This is a genomic window from Micromonospora sp. NPDC004704 (genome assembly GCF_053601675.1).
Window position 1 is genome coordinate 385,429 of the sequence record NZ_JBSGCD010000003.1, and the last position, 16,495, is coordinate 401,923.

Genomic DNA, 16,495 nt, shown 5'->3' on the forward strand with positions numbered 1-16,495 from the left:
AACGAGGCGCAATCCGGCGCGCGATTGCCACTCTTTCTCTACAAGAGGGGCCTGCTCTAGGGGGTGGGGTGTTCGCGGTCGGTGGTGCGGCCGAGGGCGACCATGCGGAGGGTGTGCTCGCGTCGTCGCAGCAGGAGCAGCGCGATCAGGAGCGTCAGCACCGGGACGGTGGCGAGTACCACCCACTGGGCCGGCGCCAGGTAGATCGGGCGGCCCATGTTCATGTTCGACACCGCCCACCCGTCGAGGGTCTGCTCGACCAGCACCACCAACGCGACGACCGGTGCCAGCAGGACCGCGATCCGCCGCCGTACGGGTCCGTCCATTGTGGTCAGCGCGACCAGCAGGGCCAGCACGGCCGCCGCGAGGAACGCCTCGTAGAACAGGAGCTGAGCGCTGGAGCCGGAGGCCAGTTCGAGATCGGGGCGGGGCACCTTGTTGTCGTGCAGGTGGAACACGTAGAACGTCGCGCCGTTCGCGCCGACGCCGTCGCTGGCGAGCCGGTTGATCAGAAATACCGCGTCGATCGTCGCCAGGGCCAGCACGATCGTCAGGAGTCGACGGGTGCCGAGCACTACGAGCGCGCGGCGGCGCGGCGCCCGTACGGTGACCGCGACGGCGGCGACCAGTGCCAGCGGAAGTTGCCACAGGGCGCTCACGGCCGGGACGGGATCGGTGTCGTACTGCGACGGGACCAGGGTGACCTCGGTGAGCAGCGCCGCCCAGACGAGCACGATCGCCGGCCAGCGCAGTCCCGCCAGCAGGGCGACGCTGACCGCCGCCCAGGTGCCGACCGGTAACCAGTCGATCGCGCCGATTCCGTCGCCGGCGAACTGGTAGAACTGCGGTCCCATGGCCGGCGGGAGGTCCGATATCAGGGCGTGGCCGTTCATGGTGAGCAGGGTGAGTGCGGCCAGCAGGCCGGTCACGGCTGCCGCGTCGGACCAGGCCCGGTCGGTCAGCCCGTGGGCGGTCCAACCCAGCCGGGCACGCAACCCCGCGACGACCAGGTTGGCGACGTCGCCGATGCGGGGGTGCCGCTGTCCGGGTCGGGCGTCGTCGAGCAGTACGCCGAGCATCTCGTCCTCGTAGCGGCGGCGGTGCTCCCAGGGATAGACGGCGAGCAGCCGCCGGTAGCGGCTCTCCAGATCCCGGCCGGTCATCCGACGCCTCCCTCGGCGAGCAGGTTACGACGGCGCAGCCGGCTGCCTGCCGTGTTCGCGTTGTGCCGCAGGCGGGCGGCCTCCTCGGCGAGCCGTTGCGCGCCCAGGGCGGTGATGCGGTAGTAGCGGCGCAGCCGGGACTGCACCACCTCCTCGCGGTCGACCTCGATCAGGCCCTCCGTCCGGAGCCGGTCGAGTACGGCGTAGAGGGTGCCGGCGCGCAGCTTCACCCGGCCGTCGGAGATCTCCAGGACGTCCCCGATCACGCCGTAACCGTGCTGGGGTGTCTCGGCCAATGCGGTGAGGATCAGGAACGTCGGTTCCGTGAGTGGCGGACTACTCATGTCGGCAGCATATACCGAGCGACGGTATATGCGGGGGCCCCGAGGTGCCGACGGGTGATCGCCGGTTCGACGTCAGGGCAGCGCGAAGAGTGAAGTAACTTCAAATTTGCCTTAACTGCGGCTTTTTCGTGTTGATGCACCGAGCGGCGGTCTTTAGGTTTTCCCTGCGACGGCTACCGCGTTTGTCGGCCGAATGATTCAAGGGAGTTCCATGGGCATCTCACGACGGTCGGTCCTCGCCTCCGCGCTGGTGGGAGCCGGCCTCGGAGGTTCGGCGTACCTGGCCGGACCGGCGTCGGCGGCCAGCGGACCGGGCGATGTCGTCGGAAAGATCACCGTCGGCTACCAGGGCTGGTTCGCGTGCGCCGGCGACGGGGCGCCGATCAACGGCTGGTGGCACTGGAGCGAGAACTGGTCCCAGTCCCCGTCACCGAGCAACAACGTGATCAAGGGCTGGCCGGACATGCGGGAGTACACGAACGTGTACCGGACCGCGTACCCGAACTTCGGCAACGGGCAGCCCGCGACCCTGTTCTCCTCGTACGACCAGCAGACCGTGGACACCCACTTCACGTGGATGCAGCAGTACGGCTGCGACACCGCGGCCCTGCAACGCTTCAACCCGAACAGCTCCGAGGGGCCGACCCGCGACGCCATGGCCACCAGGGTCCGCAGCGCGGCGGAACGCACCGGGCGCAAGTTCTACATCATGTACGACGTCACGAACTGGACGAACATGCAGTCGGAGATCAAGGCCGACTGGAGCAGCAAGATGTCCGTCCACACCGGATCGTCGGCGTACGCCCGGCAGAACGGCAAGCCGGTCGTCTGCGTCTGGGGGTTCGGCTTCAACGATTCCGGCCGCCCGTTCGGCGCGGCGGCCTGCCTCGACGTGGTCAACTGGTTCAAGGCCCAGGGCTGCTACGTCATCGGCGGTGTGCCGACGCACTGGCGGTCCGGCAACGAGGACTCCCGCCCCGGCTTCGGCGACGTCTACCGCGCCTTCCACATGCTCTCCCCGTGGATGGTCGGGCGGATCGGCAACACCGCCGACTCGGACCGGTTCTACGCCAACGTCAACCAGGCCGACCAGGCCGACTGTGACGCGCACGGGATCGACTACCAGCCGTGCGTACTCCCCGGCGACCTGACCGAGGGCCAGCGGGCGCACGGCGACTTCATGTGGCGGCAGTTCTACAACATGGTCCGGCTCGGCGCCCAGGGCATCTACATCTCCATGTTCGACGAGTACGGCGAGGGCAACCACATCGCCAAGAATGCCGAGAACGCCTCGATGGTGCCGGTCGGGATCACCATGCCCTCGCTCGACGAGGACGGGACCGTGTGCTCCTCCGACTACTACCTGCGGCTCACCGCCGACGGGGGCCGGATGCTCAAGAAGCAGTTGGCGCTGACCGCCACCCGTCCGACCCCGCCGGTGGTCGGTGGCCCGGTCGTCGAGACCGGGATCAGCCTGCGCTCGCGGGCCAACAATCTCTTCGTCTCGGCCGGCGCCGGAGGCGACTCGGCCCTGATCGCCAGCGCCTCCGCAGCGGGTGCCGCCGAGCAGTTCGACCGGGTGGACCTCGGCGACGGCGGGATCGCCCTGCGGTGTCGGGCCAACGGGAAACTGGTCACCGCCGAGGACGCGGGTGACGGCCCGCTGGTCGCGAACCGTACGGCGGCCGGACCGTGGGAGTCGTTCACCCTGGTGCAGAACCCGAACGGCACGGTCAGCCTGCTCGCCCGGATCAACAACAGCTACGTCTGCGCCGAGGGTGGTGGATCGAGCGCGCTGGTCGCCAACCGGGCCGCGATCGGCCCCTGGGAACAGTTCGACCTGATCACCGCCTGACCCGCAAGGAGTACACCCACCCTCCGGACAGGCATGGAGAGCGGCTGAGCGGGTACGCCGCACTCCAGCACCGGAGGGTGGGTGGAGATGTCGAGGGGTGACGAACCGACCATCGGCGTGATCGGGTCGTACGGTGGCCGCAACCTCGGCGACGAGGCGATCCTCACCGGCATCCTCGGCGACGTGCGCGCCGCCCGCCCGGAGGCGCGGATCATCGTCTTCTCCCGCAACCCCGAGCACACCGCGCACGCCCATCCGGGGGTCGAACCGGCGGCCTGGGACGGGATCCGGCGGGCCGACTCGGCGGCCACGGTCGCCCGGCTCGACCTGCTGATCCTCGGCGGCGGCGGGATTCTCTACGACAGCGAGGCCCGGCGTTACCTGCGGCTGGTCCTGGCCGCCCAGGAGCGGGGTCTACCGGTGTTCACGTACGCGGTGGGTGCGGGTCCGTTGACCGATTCGATCGACTGCTCGATGGTGCAGCAGAGCCTCGACGGGGCGGTCGGGGTGACCGTACGCGACGACGAGTCGCAGTTGGTGCTCGAGGGGATCGGGGTGAACACCCCGATCACGGTCACCGCCGACCCCGCCTTCCTGCTCGAACCGGAGGAGTTCCCGGTGGAGTGGCTGCGCCGGGAGGGCGTACGACCCGGCCGGCGGCTGGTCGGGATGAGCGTACGGGAGCCGGGGCGGGCCGCCTCCCGCCTCGACGTCGACGGTTACCACCGGCTCCTGGCCCAGATCGGCGACTTCCTGGTCCGGCGGCTGGAGGCGAACGTCCTGTTCGTCCCGATGGAGCGCGACGACATCAAGCACTCGCACGGGGTCCTGTCCCACATGACCGCCCCGGACCGGGGTCGGATCCTGCACGGCGACTACTCGCCCCGGCAACTACTGGGCCTGATGTCGCATTTCGACATCGCCGTCGGGATGCGACTGCACTTCCTGATTTTCGCCGCCATGTCCGGCGTACCGTTCCTGCCGTTGCCGTACGCGGGAAAGGTCTTCGACTTTGCCCAGCGGATCGGCGTGCCGGCGCTCAGCGGGCTGGCCCGGGAGGTCGAGGGGCCGCTGCTGGCCGAGGTCGACCAGCTCTGGGACGAGCGGGAGGCGCGGGCCGGGGACACCGCCCGCCGGGTCGACGAGGTACGCGAACAGGCCCGGCTCACCAGCCGGCTCGTGACCCCGCTGCTGAAGCGCATCTGACGCGGCGGGTTCCGGGATTCAGGACGCCGGGCCGCGCCAGCGGTAGACCCAGGGCGGGCCGTCGTCCAGGACCGACTCCAGCTCGTACATCTCGGCCTTGGCCAGGCCGCCCTCGCCCAGGTGCGGGTGGACCAGGGGCGGGCGACCGTGCGCGTCCAACTCGACGGTGACCACGCCACCGTCGGCCACCCCGCCCTCGAGCGGTACCTGTGCCGTCGCTCCCATGCCACCATCTAACCCGCCGGCCGGGACCGCCCGCAGCGGATCGCCCCGGTCCCGCAGGCCCGCACCGACCGGGGCCGCTCGGGCTCAGCCGTTCAGGTCGCGGATCCAGCGCACCTCGGTCGCGGACTCCAGGTAGCCGAACCACTTGTTGATCGCGAGCATCGGTTCGTTTCCGCTGTCGTTGTTGGTGAACGCCTCGGTGTAGCCGGCCGCGCGGGCCCGGTGCAGCGAGGCGGACTTCGCCAGCTTCGCCAGGCCCCGCCGGCGGTAGGCGCGCCGGGTGCCGGCCATCCCGGACATGTAGCGGGTGCCGCCGTCGGTGATGGCCAGGCTGAACGCGGCGACCTCGCCGTCCACGGTCACCACAGAGGTGAGTTCCCGGTCGTGCTCCGGGTGCAACCAGTACTGGCTCAACCACAGGTCGTAGCTAATCGGCTCGATGTCCAGGTCGTCCGGCTCGTCCAGGGCCGCCTCGTTGTCGGCCGCCCAGATGCCCCGCAGGTCGTCGCCGAAGCTGGCCCCGGTGCGTACCTCGATGCCGGGCGGGCAGGGCGGCATCGGGGGCAGCGAGCCGTCGTCGAGCGCCAGCCGCTGGAAGTGCGCCGAACGGCCACGCCGGTACCCGTTGCGCTCGGCGAACGCGATCGACCGGTCGTCGTCCAGGGACCAGCAGAAGTTGGTTCGGGCGTCGAGCCCGGTCACGTACGCCTCACCGGCCGCCAGCAGCGCGCGGCCGGCACCCCGTCCGCGCCGGTCCGGGTGGACGTAGATGTTCAGGTACGCCTGACCGGGCTCGCTGCTGTCGTAGTAGATCCCGGTCCGCGCACAGCCCAGGAGCTGCCCGTCCGCCTCGGCCAGCAGCAGCCGGTGGTGCTGGGCTTCGGGCGCGGTCTCCACCTGCCAGCGCAGTGCCCGTGGCGTCACCACGAGGTACGGCAACACGGCGCGCAACACCGACGCGGCGGCCTCGGTATCGGCCTCGGCGGTCGGGCTGTCCAGCCGGAACTCGCGGATCGTCACACTCATGTGCCCGTACGGTACGGACGAACCGGGCCGAACGCCCGTCAATTTCCGGCGACGACCGGCGTACGCCAGACCACGTTGTCGAGCCACTCCTCGATCGCGGTGACGACCCGACCGAGCACCTCCGCCGACCCGGCCAGCGGTCCGGGGACGTACATCCCGTGGTCGGCGTCGGGCACCTCCAGCACGTACGGCGAGAGCCGGCGGGCGAGCGCACCGTCCCACGCCGGGTCGGCCGTCCCCCCGATCAGCAGGGCCGGTGCGGTGGCCCGGCGCAGCTCGGCGACGACCGGCTCGACGGTGAGCAGCGGGGTGAGCCAGACCGCCGGCAGTCCCCGGTCGGCGGCGAGCGGTGCGGCGTGCGTCCCGAGCGACTTGCCGATCAGCAGCGGCGGGTCACCGGGCGTCCCGGCGGTCAGCTCGTCCAGGACCGGCGTCACGTGCGCGGCGACCCAGTCGAACAGTTCCTCCGGCGGGACCTCCCTCGGGTTCCCGGTCCAGGAGATCGGATGCGGACGGGCGCCTCGGGCCTCGGCCGCGTCCGCGGCGTACATCAACAGGGGCGCCTGCGGGCCGTACCCGCCGCCGGGAGCGAGGACGGCGTTGCGCTGGTTCGTCGACTCGGTCACCCGCCCGAGGCTAGCCGGGCGGCCCGTTCGGCGAGGGGCGAGGCCGGCCGGCGGGGTCCGGTGGACAGTCCCGGCGGAGAGGCCGGTTACACCGGACCGTCCGTCCGTCGGGGTGGGTCCGCCGGATGACTAGCCTGGGATGTTAGGAAGGGACCCTTCCTGCTTCGAGAACGACGAGAAGGGCCCTTCCTTGCGGGTGATCCACGGGCTTTGGCTGCGCGGTGGGCGGCTGGCGCTCTGGGGAGAGGACTCGACCCTGGTCGCGCCGGTGGTCCGGCGATCGGGTCGGGCACCGCGCGAGCGGGCGCATCCGTACGCCGCCGGTCACGCCGCCCTGGCCGAGGTGCTCGACGAGGTCGCCGCGAAGGCCGCGACCAGCACCGCGCTGCTCACCCTGCCGACCCGCGCCGGCCTCCCCGTCGACTCGCCGGAGATGATCCGGGTCGACCAGGCCGAGCCGGGTCGGGCGACCCTCACCCTGGCCGGTTGGCGGGTCCCGACCCTGGAGTACGACGCCGACCACGCCCTGCCGGTGCTCCTGACCCTCGCCGACGATCCGACCGTGGTCCGGGGCGGCACCCTGCGGCTGATCGAGGAACTGGCCGGGTTCGCCGCCGACCTGGTCGGCCGGGGGCGGACCCTGCCCGGCGTACGCGCCGGCACCGACGGCGCCGATCCGGCCACCGCCGTCTGGCGTCCGCTGCTCACCGGTGCCGACGCGGCCCGGGTACGGGCACTGGCGATGGCGCTGCCCCCGGCGGCACGGGCGGCCGAACCGGACCTCTCCGTTGCCGTACTCGTCGCCGACGCCCTGGACACGCTCACCGACGCCGCCGCCCGTACGGCCCTGGAGGGCGTACGCCTGATCGACTCGCGGGCCACCGGGGTGTCGGTGGGCGTACGGGCCTGGTTGCGGGCGCTCACCGGGCGGCAGCGCCGGTTCGACATCGCACCGGACGCGCTCGGCACCCTGATCACGGAACTCGACACCTGGCAGCGTGACGCCGCCGGCAGCCCGGTACGGGCCTGCTTCCGGCTGGTCGAGCCGCCGGCACCGGACCCGGAGGAGTTCGGGGCCGAGGAGGTGGACGGGGTCGGGATCGAGGTCGACACCGACGGCGGCTGGCGGGTCGAGTTCGCGCTCCAGTCGGCCGACGAACCGAGCCTGGTGGTCGGCGCCGACCGGATCTGGCAGTCCCGGGGTGGGCTGCGGGCACTGGCCCGGCACCTCGACGCGCCACAGGAGACGCTCCTGGCGGAGCTGGGTCGGGCCAGCCGGCTCTGGCCGGAGCTGACCGACGCCCTGCGTACGGCCGCACCGGACGGATTGGCGCTGGACACCGAGGGGGCACACCGGTTCCTGCGCGACGGGGCGCCGGTCCTGCACGCCGCCGGGTTCGGGGTGCTGCTCCCGTCGTGGTGGTCCCGGCCCAGCGCCCGGCTCGGGGCCAGGTTGCAGGCGAAGAGCCGGACCGCGCCGGGCACCGTCGCCGCGCGCAGCTCGCTCGGCCTGGACGCGCTGGTCGACTACAAGTGGGAGCTGGCCCTCGGCGACCAGCCGCTGTCCGGCCGGGAACTGCGCGACCTGGCCAAGCTCAAGACCCCGCTGGTACGCCTGCGCGGGCAGTGGGTCGAGTTGGACGCCCGCCGGCTGGCGGCAGGGCTGCGGCTGCTCCGGGACAGCGGCGAGCTGACCGTCGCCGACCTGCTGCGCCTGGGGTTGGAGAGCGCGGACGAGCCGGACGCGTTGCCGGTGCTGACGGTCGGCGCCGACGGGGCGCTCGGTGACCTGCTCGCCGGGCAGGCCGAGCGGCACCTGACCCCGCGCGACGAGCCGGAGGGGTTCCGGGGGACGCTGCGGCCGTACCAGAAGCGGGGTCTGGCCTGGTTGGCGTTCCTCCAGTCGCTCGGCCTGGGTGGGGTGCTCGCCGACGACATGGGGCTGGGCAAGACCGTGCAGTTGCTGGCGCTGCTCGCCGGTGACGGGCCGACCGACGGGCCGACGCTGCTGGTCTGCCCGATGTCGCTGGTCGGCAACTGGCAGCGGGAGGCGGCGAAGTTCGCGCCGGAGTTGCGCGTACACGTGCATCACGGTGCCGAGCGGGCGCGCGGGGAGACGTTCACCGCGGCAGTGCGGGACGCGGACCTGGTCCTGACCACCTACTCGGTCGCGGCGCGGGACGCGGCGGCGTTGGCCGAGGTCGACTGGCACCGGCTGGTGGTGGACGAGGCGCAGGCGATCAAGAACGCGGCGACCCGGCAGGCCGCCGCGGTCCGGGCACTGCCCGCCCGGCACCGGATAGCGGTCACCGGTACGCCGGTGGAGAACCGGCTCGCCGACCTGTGGTCGATCATGGAGTTCGCCAATCCCGGCCTGCTCGGCACCGCGTCGGCGTTCCGCAAGCGGTACGCGGTCCCGATCGAGCGCCACGGTGACGACGCCGCCGCCGAGCGGTTGCGCCGGTTCACCGGCCCGTTCGTGTTGCGCCGCACCAAGACCGACAAGTCGATCATCTCCGATCTGCCGGAGAAGCTGGAGATGGAGGTGCTCTGCAACCTCACCGCCGAGCAGGGCTCGCTCTACCAGGCCGTGGTCGACGACATGATGGCCAAGATCGAGTCCAGTACGGGAATCGAGCGCCGGGGCCTGGTGCTGGCCACGATGACCAAGCTCAAGCAGGTCTGCAACCACCCGGCGCAACTTCTGCGCGACGGCTCCGCGCTGACCGGCCGGTCGGGCAAGCTGGCCCGGCTGGAGGAGATCGTGGACGAGGTCCTGGCGGCGGGGGAGAAGGCCCTGCTGTTCACCCAGTACGCCGAGTTCGGCAACATGCTCCGGGCGCAGCTCTCGGCCCGGCTCGGCCGGGAGGTCCTCTACCTGCACGGCGGCGTCGGCAAGGCCGAGCGGGACACCCTGGTGACCCGGTTCCAGTCCGACGGCGGCCCGCCCCTGTTCGTCCTCTCGATCAAGGCCGGTGGCACCGGGCTGACCCTCACCGCCGCCAACCACGTGGTGCACGTGGACCGGTGGTGGAACCCGGCGGTGGAGGACCAGGCCACCGACCGGGCGTTCCGGATCGGTCAGCGCCGGGCGGTCCAGGTACGCAAGTTCGTCTGCGCCGGCACGGTCGAGGAGAAGATCGCCGCGATGATCAACGAGAAGCGCGGTCTGGCCGCGAAGATCGTCGGCACCGGCGAGCAGTGGGTGACCGAACTGTCCACATCGGAACTACGGGGCCTGTTCGCCCTGGAAGCCGGGGCGGTGGCCGAGTGACCGAGCAGAGCAGCGGACGGTTCGCCGACTACGGGCGCCCCCGCAAGGTCGACGGCGGACTGCGGGCGCGTACGGCCCGTGGCTCGATCGGGGCGTCCTGGTGGTCCCGCCGGTTCGTCGACGTACTGGAGTCGTTCGCGCTCGGCACCAGACTCACCCGTGGCCGGGCGTACGCCCGGGCGGGGCAGGTGCTGTCGCTGGAGGTCGCGCCGGGACTGGTGACGGCGGTGGTGCAGGGCTCCCGGCCGAAGCCGTACCAGGTGACGGTGCGGCTGCACCCGTACCCGGAACCGGTCTGGACCGGGATCGAGACGGTCCTCGCCGGTCAGGCGCTGTTCAGCGCCCAACTACTGGCCGGGGACCTGCCACCGGAACTGGAACGGGTGTTCGCCGAGGCGGACGCCCCACTGTTCCCTAGCGTGATCGACGACCTGACGATGCGCTGCAACTGCCCGGACTTCGCGGTGCCGTGCAAGCACCTCGCCGCCTCGTTCTACCTGCTCGCCGAGGCGTTCGACGCGGACCCGTTCCAGTTGCTGCACTGGCGCGGCCGTACCCGTGCCGAACTGCTCGACCGGCTGCGCGAACTCCGCGCCGGACACCCGTCCGTCGACCCGGTCGGCCCGTCCGACGAGTACGCCGACCCGGTGCCGGCCGAGCCACTGCCCGGACTGGAACGTCCGGCGGTGCCGGTCGCCGGTGCCGGACTGGCCCTGGCCGACCTGCCCGACCTCGCACCGGCCACGGCGGTCGACCGCTACTGGCAACCACCGGTGCCGCTGCCGGATCCGGTGCCGATCCTGGCCACCGAACCCGACCTGCTGCTGCGCCAACTCGGCGCTCCCGGTGCCCCGATCGGCGGCCCCGGACTGGTCGAGCGTCTGCGGCGGGCGTACGACCGGTTCGGCCAACCCGCACCGTGACGACCCGCGCGTGACGACGGTGAACCGGCACGGGTGACGCCGGGGTCAATGGTGCAACCGGCGGACCCGCCAGGCCAGCACACTGGCGGCGGCGAGTACGACCGGCGCTATCACGGCCGCCAACCAACCGCCGATGACAACCACGGCCGGTACGGCGCTCCAGAGCACGACGGTCATCAGGAGCAGAAGTCTGCCCCGGCGGTGCTGGGCACGATCGCTGAGCCGGGCGACGAAGTCCGGGTCGCTGATTCTCAGCTGGCGGGTGATCTCGTCGAACCGACGCTGATCCTCTTTGCTGAGCATGGCGGCAGCCTTCCCCTCACGCGTCAACTGTCCGGGGCGGGGATACCCGATCCGTAGCCGCTCTCACTCCCGCTCCCGATCGCCTGCGTTCCAGCGCTCGGATTGGCGCAGGTTTTACTTATTCCCACCTTAAGTTTGTCTTTACCGCCGAATCCCGGTCCGTGCTACGAGCAGGTTACGGATCCCTTCGTAACCACCGGCCCGGCGACATCGGTGCTGCTGGCGACCGTTGCCGTGCGCCCCGGTCGAAACCGCGCGCCGGTGATTCCCCTTCAGGGTTGCTTAAGTCGCTGCTGGAGGGCGGTTTCGGCGACCTTGAAGCGGATCGGCGGCTTGGTTACTTTGCCGTAGCAACCCCCTCAGTAACCGCCGCCGGATCACCGCCCCTGCCGTTTACGCGGCTGAATCCGGCGCGCCTCAGCAGACGGATTGGTACATGGCTGACCAGAATGTGCCACCACGCCGATCGCGTGACGACAGCCCTTGGGACGGTCGACCCCAGCCCGGCGCCGACGGATACCGGGCCGCGCCCGGCCAGTCCGCGTACGGCCGCCCGGCCCCCGGATCCGACGCGTACCCGGACGCGCGCTACCCGCAGTCGGCGGGTCACCAGCAGTACCCCGGCTACCCCCAGTCGGGCCACCCGCAGCGTGGACAGCAACACCCCGACCAGTACGTGGACCAGTGGACCCAGGAGCACCGCGCCGGTGGCACCGGGCACCGGGGCCCGCAGTGGGTCGGTCCGGAGGGCTTGGAGCCGCAGGGCCGCGACCCGTACGCCGGGCCGTCGCAGCTTCCCGAGCTGGACGACGACGGTGAGCCGGGCAAGCGCAACGTCGGGCGTCGCCGGGCCCTGGTAGCGCTGACCGGTGCCGCCGCGGTGGTGGCCGGTGCCGGTGCGATCGCGATGGCCTCGCGCGGCACCGAACTGGGCGACAAGATCCTCGGCAACACCCCGTTCGGTGGCGGCAACGGCAACGGCAACGCGACCGCCGCCGCGATCACCGACGGGACCGCCGACCGCCCCAGCGGACAGCAGCCGAGCACGGTGCGTACCTACACCGAGCAGAACGAGAGCTACATGGGCTCCCGGGCCGGGGCCGAGCTGAAGAAGAACGCGCCGGCCAGTGGTCGTACCCTCGCCGGCCCGGCCTCCGCGGCGGCCTCGACCGAGGTCACGGTCAAGACGGTGCTCGCCAAGGACCCGATCCGGCACCTCGCCACCCGGGCCACCTTCGGCGCCACCCCCAAGGTCCTCGCCGAGATCAAGACCATGGGGATCGACGAGTGGCTGCGCTGGCAGCTCGATCCGGACAAGATCGCGCCGACCAAGGGCGAGCTGAAGCTCTCCGAGCTACCCACCCTGAACCTCTCGATCAAGCAGCTCCGGGAACGCCGCGACACGGTCAAGGACGTCGACAACTCCGACAACGAGTTCGTCTGGGCGTCGGTCGCCCGCCAGATCTGGTCCGACCGGCAGCTCTTCGAGGTCATGGTCGACTTCTGGAACGACTTCCTGCACGTCGCCGCGTTCTTCGACGGCGGTGACATCACCCGCTCCACGTTCGACCGGGACGTGATCCGCAAGCACGCCCTGGGCAACTACGCGGACATGCTGGTCGCCGCGAACACCCACCCGGCGCTGATCGTCTACCTGAACCAGAACGAGTCGCACAAGGACGCGATCAACGAGAACCTGGCCCGGGAGAACCTGGAGCTGTACTCGGTCGGCGTCGACGGCGGCTACACCGAGATGGACGTACGGCAGGCCGCGATGCTCCAGACCGGCCTCGGTGTGGACAAGGACGAGTACGTCTACCGCGCCAACCGGCACTACGTCGGCAAGGTCAGCATCCTCGGCTTCAACAGCGACAACAGCTCCGCCGAGGGCGGCGAGTCGGTGATCAAGGCGTACCTGAAGCACCTCGCCCTGCACCCCTCGACCGCGAACTACATCGCGCAGAGCCTAGCCACCCGGTTCGTCTCGGACACCCCGCCGAAGTCCCTGGTCGAGCGGCTGGCCAAGACGTACACGGCCAACAAGGGTGCGATCAAGCCGACCCTGATGACCCTGTTCAGCTCCACCGAGTTCTGGGGCTCCGTCGGCCAGAAGGTACGCCGCCCGATGGAGTACCTGGTCGCCACGTACCGGGTGCTCGGCATGCAGCCGGACCCGTCGCCGGACTACCAGAAGCGGGCCGACCTCAAGCGGACCCCGTTCGCGGACGGGCTGAACCAGCTCAGGAACAAGATGGAGGAGCTGGGCCAGTTCCCCGCCGGCCTCTCCACCCCGAACGGCTACCCGGACGTCTACGTCGCCTGGACCTCCGCCGGGACCATGGTCAACGGCTGGAACGAAGCCCACGACGTGATCAACGGCAACCGGAAGGTCTTCTCCTACACCAAGCCGGACAAGCTGGTGGCGGCCCCGCCGGCCACCGCGGGCGCCTACCTCGACGCCCTGTCGCTGCGGCTGGTGCACCAGAAGCTGACGGACAAGGAAAAGTCCCTGATTCTCGGCATCGCCGGGGTGACCGCCGACGCGAAGGTCGACGCCACGTTCAACGGCGCGATCACCGCCATCGCGCGGGCGCTTCTCGCCTCCCCCCAGCACCACCTCCGGTGAGCTAACAGTGGAGAAGACTGTGCACTCGTACCCCCTGCACCCCGACTGCCCCGACCTGCGGCGTCTCGCCCCGAACCGGACCGAGGCCGTGCTGCGCGCCGAGCACGCCGCGGTCACCGCCGAGAACGCCGCCGTACGCGAGCAGTTCCTCAACCTGTCCGAAGTGGAGGAGGCCCAGCAGGACGGACGCGGCGTCACCCGCCGTACGTTCGTCGCCGGTGCCGCCGCCACGGTGACCGCCCTGGCCACCACCCAGTTCGTCTCGACCCAGGCGTCGTTCGCCGCCACCCCCGGCGGCACCCTGATCCACGTCTTCCTCTACGGCGGGCTGGACGGGCTGAGCCTGATCGCGCCGGACAACGACCCGGTCCTCAGCAAGGCCCGCCCCGACCTGCTGCTCGGCACCGACTCGCTCGCCCTGGACCGTGGGTTCAAGCTGACCAGCGCGTTCGCCCCGTTGCAGAAGTTCCTGGACGCCGGGCAGCTCGGCTTCGTACCGGCCGCCTCCGACCCTCGGGTGTCGCGCAGCCACTTCCAGGCCGCGGACGCCTGCAACCTCGGTGGCCTGCCGAACGAGACCGGTGGCCGGGGCTGGCTGGACAGCCTGGTCGACGCCCTCGGGCCGGGCACCGCGTTCCGCAGCGTCGGTGTCGGCAGCACCCTGCCGCGCTCGCTGGTCGGCAACAACAGCGCCCTGTCGCTGAACAACGTCGGGTCGCTCGGCTTCAACGGCGACGGCCGGTTCAAGGACGCCACCGCCAGGGCCATCCAGGGCCTCTTCACCGGGATCAACCACCCGGTGGAGGAGTCGGTGATCGCCGGGCTGGGCGCGCTGAAGACCGCGCAGCAGTTGGCCGCCAAGCCGTACACCCCGGCCGAGGGGGCCGAGTACACCGGCATCGGCAACTCGTTCCGTACCCTGGCCCAGCTCATCAAGGGCGGCGCCAACGTACGGGTGGCGACCATCGGCATGGGCGGCTACGACACCCACGAGAACCAGGGCACGGCCAAGGGCGGTCAGCTCCACAACCGGCTGGGTGAGCTGGCCAAGGGCATGGCGGCGTTCTTCACCGACCTCGGCCCGCTGGCCGCCGACGTGACGATCATGGTCAGCAGCGAGTTCGGTCGCCGGGTCGCCTCGAACAGCGGCGGCACCGACCACGGCCACGGTGGCGTGGTCACCATCCTGTCCGGCAAGAAGCTGGCCGGCTCCCTGCTCGGCAACTGGAACGGGCTGGACAAGCTCGACAGCGGTGACGTGCCCGAGTACAACAACATGTTCCACGTGTACGGGTCGGTAGCCCAGGGCCGCTTCGGCCTGACCGACGCCGAGGTGAAGAAGATGTTCCCCCGTCAGACCTTCACCCCGGTCAAGCTGTACGCGTGACAAACCGGTCGACCTCCACTGGCCACCGTTCCGGGGACTACTCCCGGGACGGTGGCCAGCAGCCGTACGTCTACGCCGACGACGCCCGTTGGACCGACGACACCCGCTACCCCGAACAGCCCCGCCGTACCGAACAGGCCCGGTCGGGCGGGCAGCAGACCCGGCCGGCGCGGTCCGATCCGCCTGCGGGCGTACCGAACGAGGTGCCGGAGCAGCGGGGGCCGGTGGGCCGGTGGGTGGTCGTCCTCCTGCTCTGGGTGGGGCTGCTGGCCGCCGTGGTGCCGTGGTGGCTGGACACCGAGCCCGGCGCGGTGAACAGCGAGCACGCCGCCCTCACCGCCGCCGGCCGGATCAGCGGCCTGATCGCCGGTTACCTGCTCCTGGTCCAGGTGCTGCTGATGAGCCGGCTGCGGTCGCTGGAGCGGTGGATCGGCGCCGAGCAGCTCAGCCGGTGGCACCGCGACATCGGCGGCACCGTGTTCGTCGCGGTGCTGGCACACGTCGGGCTGATCCTCGCCGGCTACGCCGGCCTGGAACGCAAGACGCTGCTCGCCGAGGCGACCACCCTCCTGCGCGACTACGAGGACATGCTCGCCGCGTTCGGCGCCGCCGCCATCATCGTCCTGCTCGGGTTCACCGGGATCCGGTTCGTCCGCAACGCACTGCCGTACGAGTTCTGGTACTACCTGCACCTGAGCAGTTACGCCGTACTGCTGCTCGGCTTCGGCCACCAGTTCACGTACGGCCAGCAGTTGTTCCGGCCCGGACCGGTGCGGACCGGGTGGATCGCCGTCTACGTCCTGGTGATCGCGGCCGTCCTCTGGGGTCGGGTGTTCACCCCGCTGTGGCTGAACCTGCGGTACCGGCTGCGCGTCGCCGACGTGGTGGCGGAGAGCCGGGACACCATCTCGATCTACCTCACCGGCCGGAACCTGGACCGGTTGCAGGTGCTCGCCGGGCAGTTCTTCCGGTGGCGGTTCCTCTCCGCCGGGCGCTGGTGGCAGTCGCACCCGTTCTCGCTCTCCGCCGCGCGCAACGGCCGCTGGCTGCGGCTGACCGTCAAGGTGGTCGGCGGGCACACGTCCGAGCTGCGCCGGCTGCGTCCCGGCACCCGGGTCTGGGCCTCCGGCCCGTCCGGTACGTTCACCGCCGCCCACCGGGTCGCGGAGCGGTCGCTGCTGATCGCCGGGGGGAGCGGGATCTCCCCGATCCGGGCCCTGCTCGAGGAGTTGCCGCCCGGTGCCGCGCTGATCTACCGGGCCAGCACCCCGGACGACCTGCTGCTCCGGCGCGAGCTGGACTGGCTGGCCGAGGCCCGGGAAACCGAGATGTGGTACGTCCTCGGTTCCCGCAACGACCCCGGCCCGCAGCAGATCTTCACCGCCCGTGGCCTGCGCCGGCTGGTGCCCGACCTGACCGAGCGGGACGTCTACCTCTGCGGGCCGGCGGGTCTGGTCCGCGAGTCGGTCCGGGCGCTGCGTCGCGCCGGGGTGCCGCGCCGGCAGATCCACCTGGCCACGTTCGAACTCTGACGGAG

At 71.1% G+C, this 16,495-nt stretch carries 13 protein-coding genes; 7 read left to right on the forward strand and 6 right to left on the reverse strand.

The window, feature by feature from the left end; all coding sequences use genetic code 11:
• Positions 1-56: 56 nt before the first annotated feature.
• Positions 57-1,163: a hypothetical protein gene (locus ACWEFB_RS06085; RefSeq protein ID WP_452282681.1), complete on the reverse strand. Its 1,107-nt coding sequence runs from the start codon at positions 1,161-1,163 to the stop codon at positions 57-59.
• Entirely contained in the window at positions 1,160-1,507 is a 348-nt protein-coding gene (locus ACWEFB_RS06090) for a PadR family transcriptional regulator (protein WP_452282683.1), read from the reverse strand. Before ACWEFB_RS06090 ends, ACWEFB_RS06085 begins: the two co-directional genes overlap by 4 nt.
• 211 nt (positions 1,508-1,718) lie before the next feature.
• Here ACWEFB_RS06090 and ACWEFB_RS06095 point away from each other — a divergent pair, with 211 nt between their 5' ends.
• Complete coding sequence (locus ACWEFB_RS06095) at positions 1,719-3,362, forward strand: lectin (protein ID WP_452282685.1); 1,644 nt, start codon at positions 1,719-1,721, stop codon at positions 3,360-3,362.
• 87 nt (positions 3,363-3,449) lie between these two features.
• A complete protein-coding gene (locus ACWEFB_RS06100; RefSeq protein WP_452282687.1) occupies positions 3,450-4,568 on the forward strand; it encodes a polysaccharide pyruvyl transferase family protein in 1,119 nt (372 codons plus the stop codon).
• Between the two features lie 18 nt (positions 4,569-4,586).
• Here the strand turns inward: ACWEFB_RS06100 and ACWEFB_RS06105 are convergent, their stop codons facing one another.
• The 3 genes from ACWEFB_RS06105 to ACWEFB_RS06115 form a co-directional block, all read right to left on the reverse strand.
• Positions 4,587-4,793 carry a hypothetical protein gene (locus ACWEFB_RS06105; RefSeq protein WP_326556550.1) on the reverse strand — a complete coding sequence of 69 codons (207 nt, stop codon included), beginning with the start codon at positions 4,791-4,793 and terminating at the stop codon, positions 4,587-4,589.
• A gap of 84 nt (positions 4,794-4,877) precedes the next feature.
• Positions 4,878-5,819: an N-acetyltransferase family protein gene (locus ACWEFB_RS06110; RefSeq protein ID WP_452282689.1), complete on the reverse strand. Its 942-nt coding sequence runs from the start codon at positions 5,817-5,819 to the stop codon at positions 4,878-4,880.
• Positions 5,820-5,857: 38 nt separating this feature from the next.
• The gene (locus tag ACWEFB_RS06115; protein WP_452282691.1) at positions 5,858-6,445 is read right to left on the reverse strand and encodes an alpha/beta hydrolase; all 588 of its coding nucleotides are present in this window, start codon (positions 6,443-6,445) and stop codon (positions 5,858-5,860) included.
• A 139-nt stretch (positions 6,446-6,584) separates the two neighbouring features.
• Here ACWEFB_RS06115 and ACWEFB_RS06120 point away from each other — a divergent pair, with 139 nt between their 5' ends.
• Together ACWEFB_RS06120 and ACWEFB_RS06125 are read left to right on the forward strand one after the other, a co-directional pair.
• Positions 6,585-9,719, forward strand: a complete 3,135-nt coding sequence (locus ACWEFB_RS06120) for a DEAD/DEAH box helicase (RefSeq protein WP_452282693.1) — start codon at positions 6,585-6,587, stop codon at positions 9,717-9,719.
• The gene (locus tag ACWEFB_RS06125; RefSeq protein WP_452282695.1) at positions 9,716-10,642 is read left to right on the forward strand and encodes an SWIM zinc finger family protein; all 927 of its coding nucleotides are present in this window, start codon (positions 9,716-9,718) and stop codon (positions 10,640-10,642) included. The genes ACWEFB_RS06120 and ACWEFB_RS06125 overlap by 4 nt, the downstream gene beginning before the upstream one ends.
• A 45-nt stretch (positions 10,643-10,687) precedes the next feature.
• Here ACWEFB_RS06125 and ACWEFB_RS06130 read toward each other — a convergent pair whose 3' ends face one another.
• The gene (locus tag ACWEFB_RS06130; protein WP_452282697.1) at positions 10,688-10,945 is read right to left on the reverse strand and encodes a DUF3040 domain-containing protein; all 258 of its coding nucleotides are present in this window, start codon (positions 10,943-10,945) and stop codon (positions 10,688-10,690) included.
• A 436-nt stretch (positions 10,946-11,381) separates the two neighbouring features.
• Between ACWEFB_RS06130 and ACWEFB_RS06135 the strand changes: the two genes are divergently transcribed.
• Genes ACWEFB_RS06135 through ACWEFB_RS06145 form a run of 3 tightly spaced genes read left to right on the forward strand, consistent with a single transcriptional unit; the run spans position 11,382 to position 16,490 of the window.
• Entirely contained in the window at positions 11,382-13,571 is a 2,190-nt protein-coding gene (locus ACWEFB_RS06135) for a DUF1800 family protein (protein WP_452282699.1), read from the forward strand.
• A 7-nt stretch (positions 13,572-13,578) separates the two neighbouring features.
• Positions 13,579-14,958: a DUF1501 domain-containing protein gene (locus ACWEFB_RS06140; protein WP_452282701.1), complete on the forward strand. Its 1,380-nt coding sequence runs from the start codon at positions 13,579-13,581 to the stop codon at positions 14,956-14,958.
• Positions 14,955-16,490 (forward strand): ferredoxin reductase family protein, encoded by a 1,536-nt coding sequence (locus tag ACWEFB_RS06145; RefSeq protein ID WP_452282703.1) that lies wholly within the window; start codon positions 14,955-14,957, stop codon positions 16,488-16,490. The genes ACWEFB_RS06140 and ACWEFB_RS06145 overlap by 4 nt, the downstream gene beginning before the upstream one ends.
• Positions 16,491-16,495: the final 5 nt, after the last annotated feature.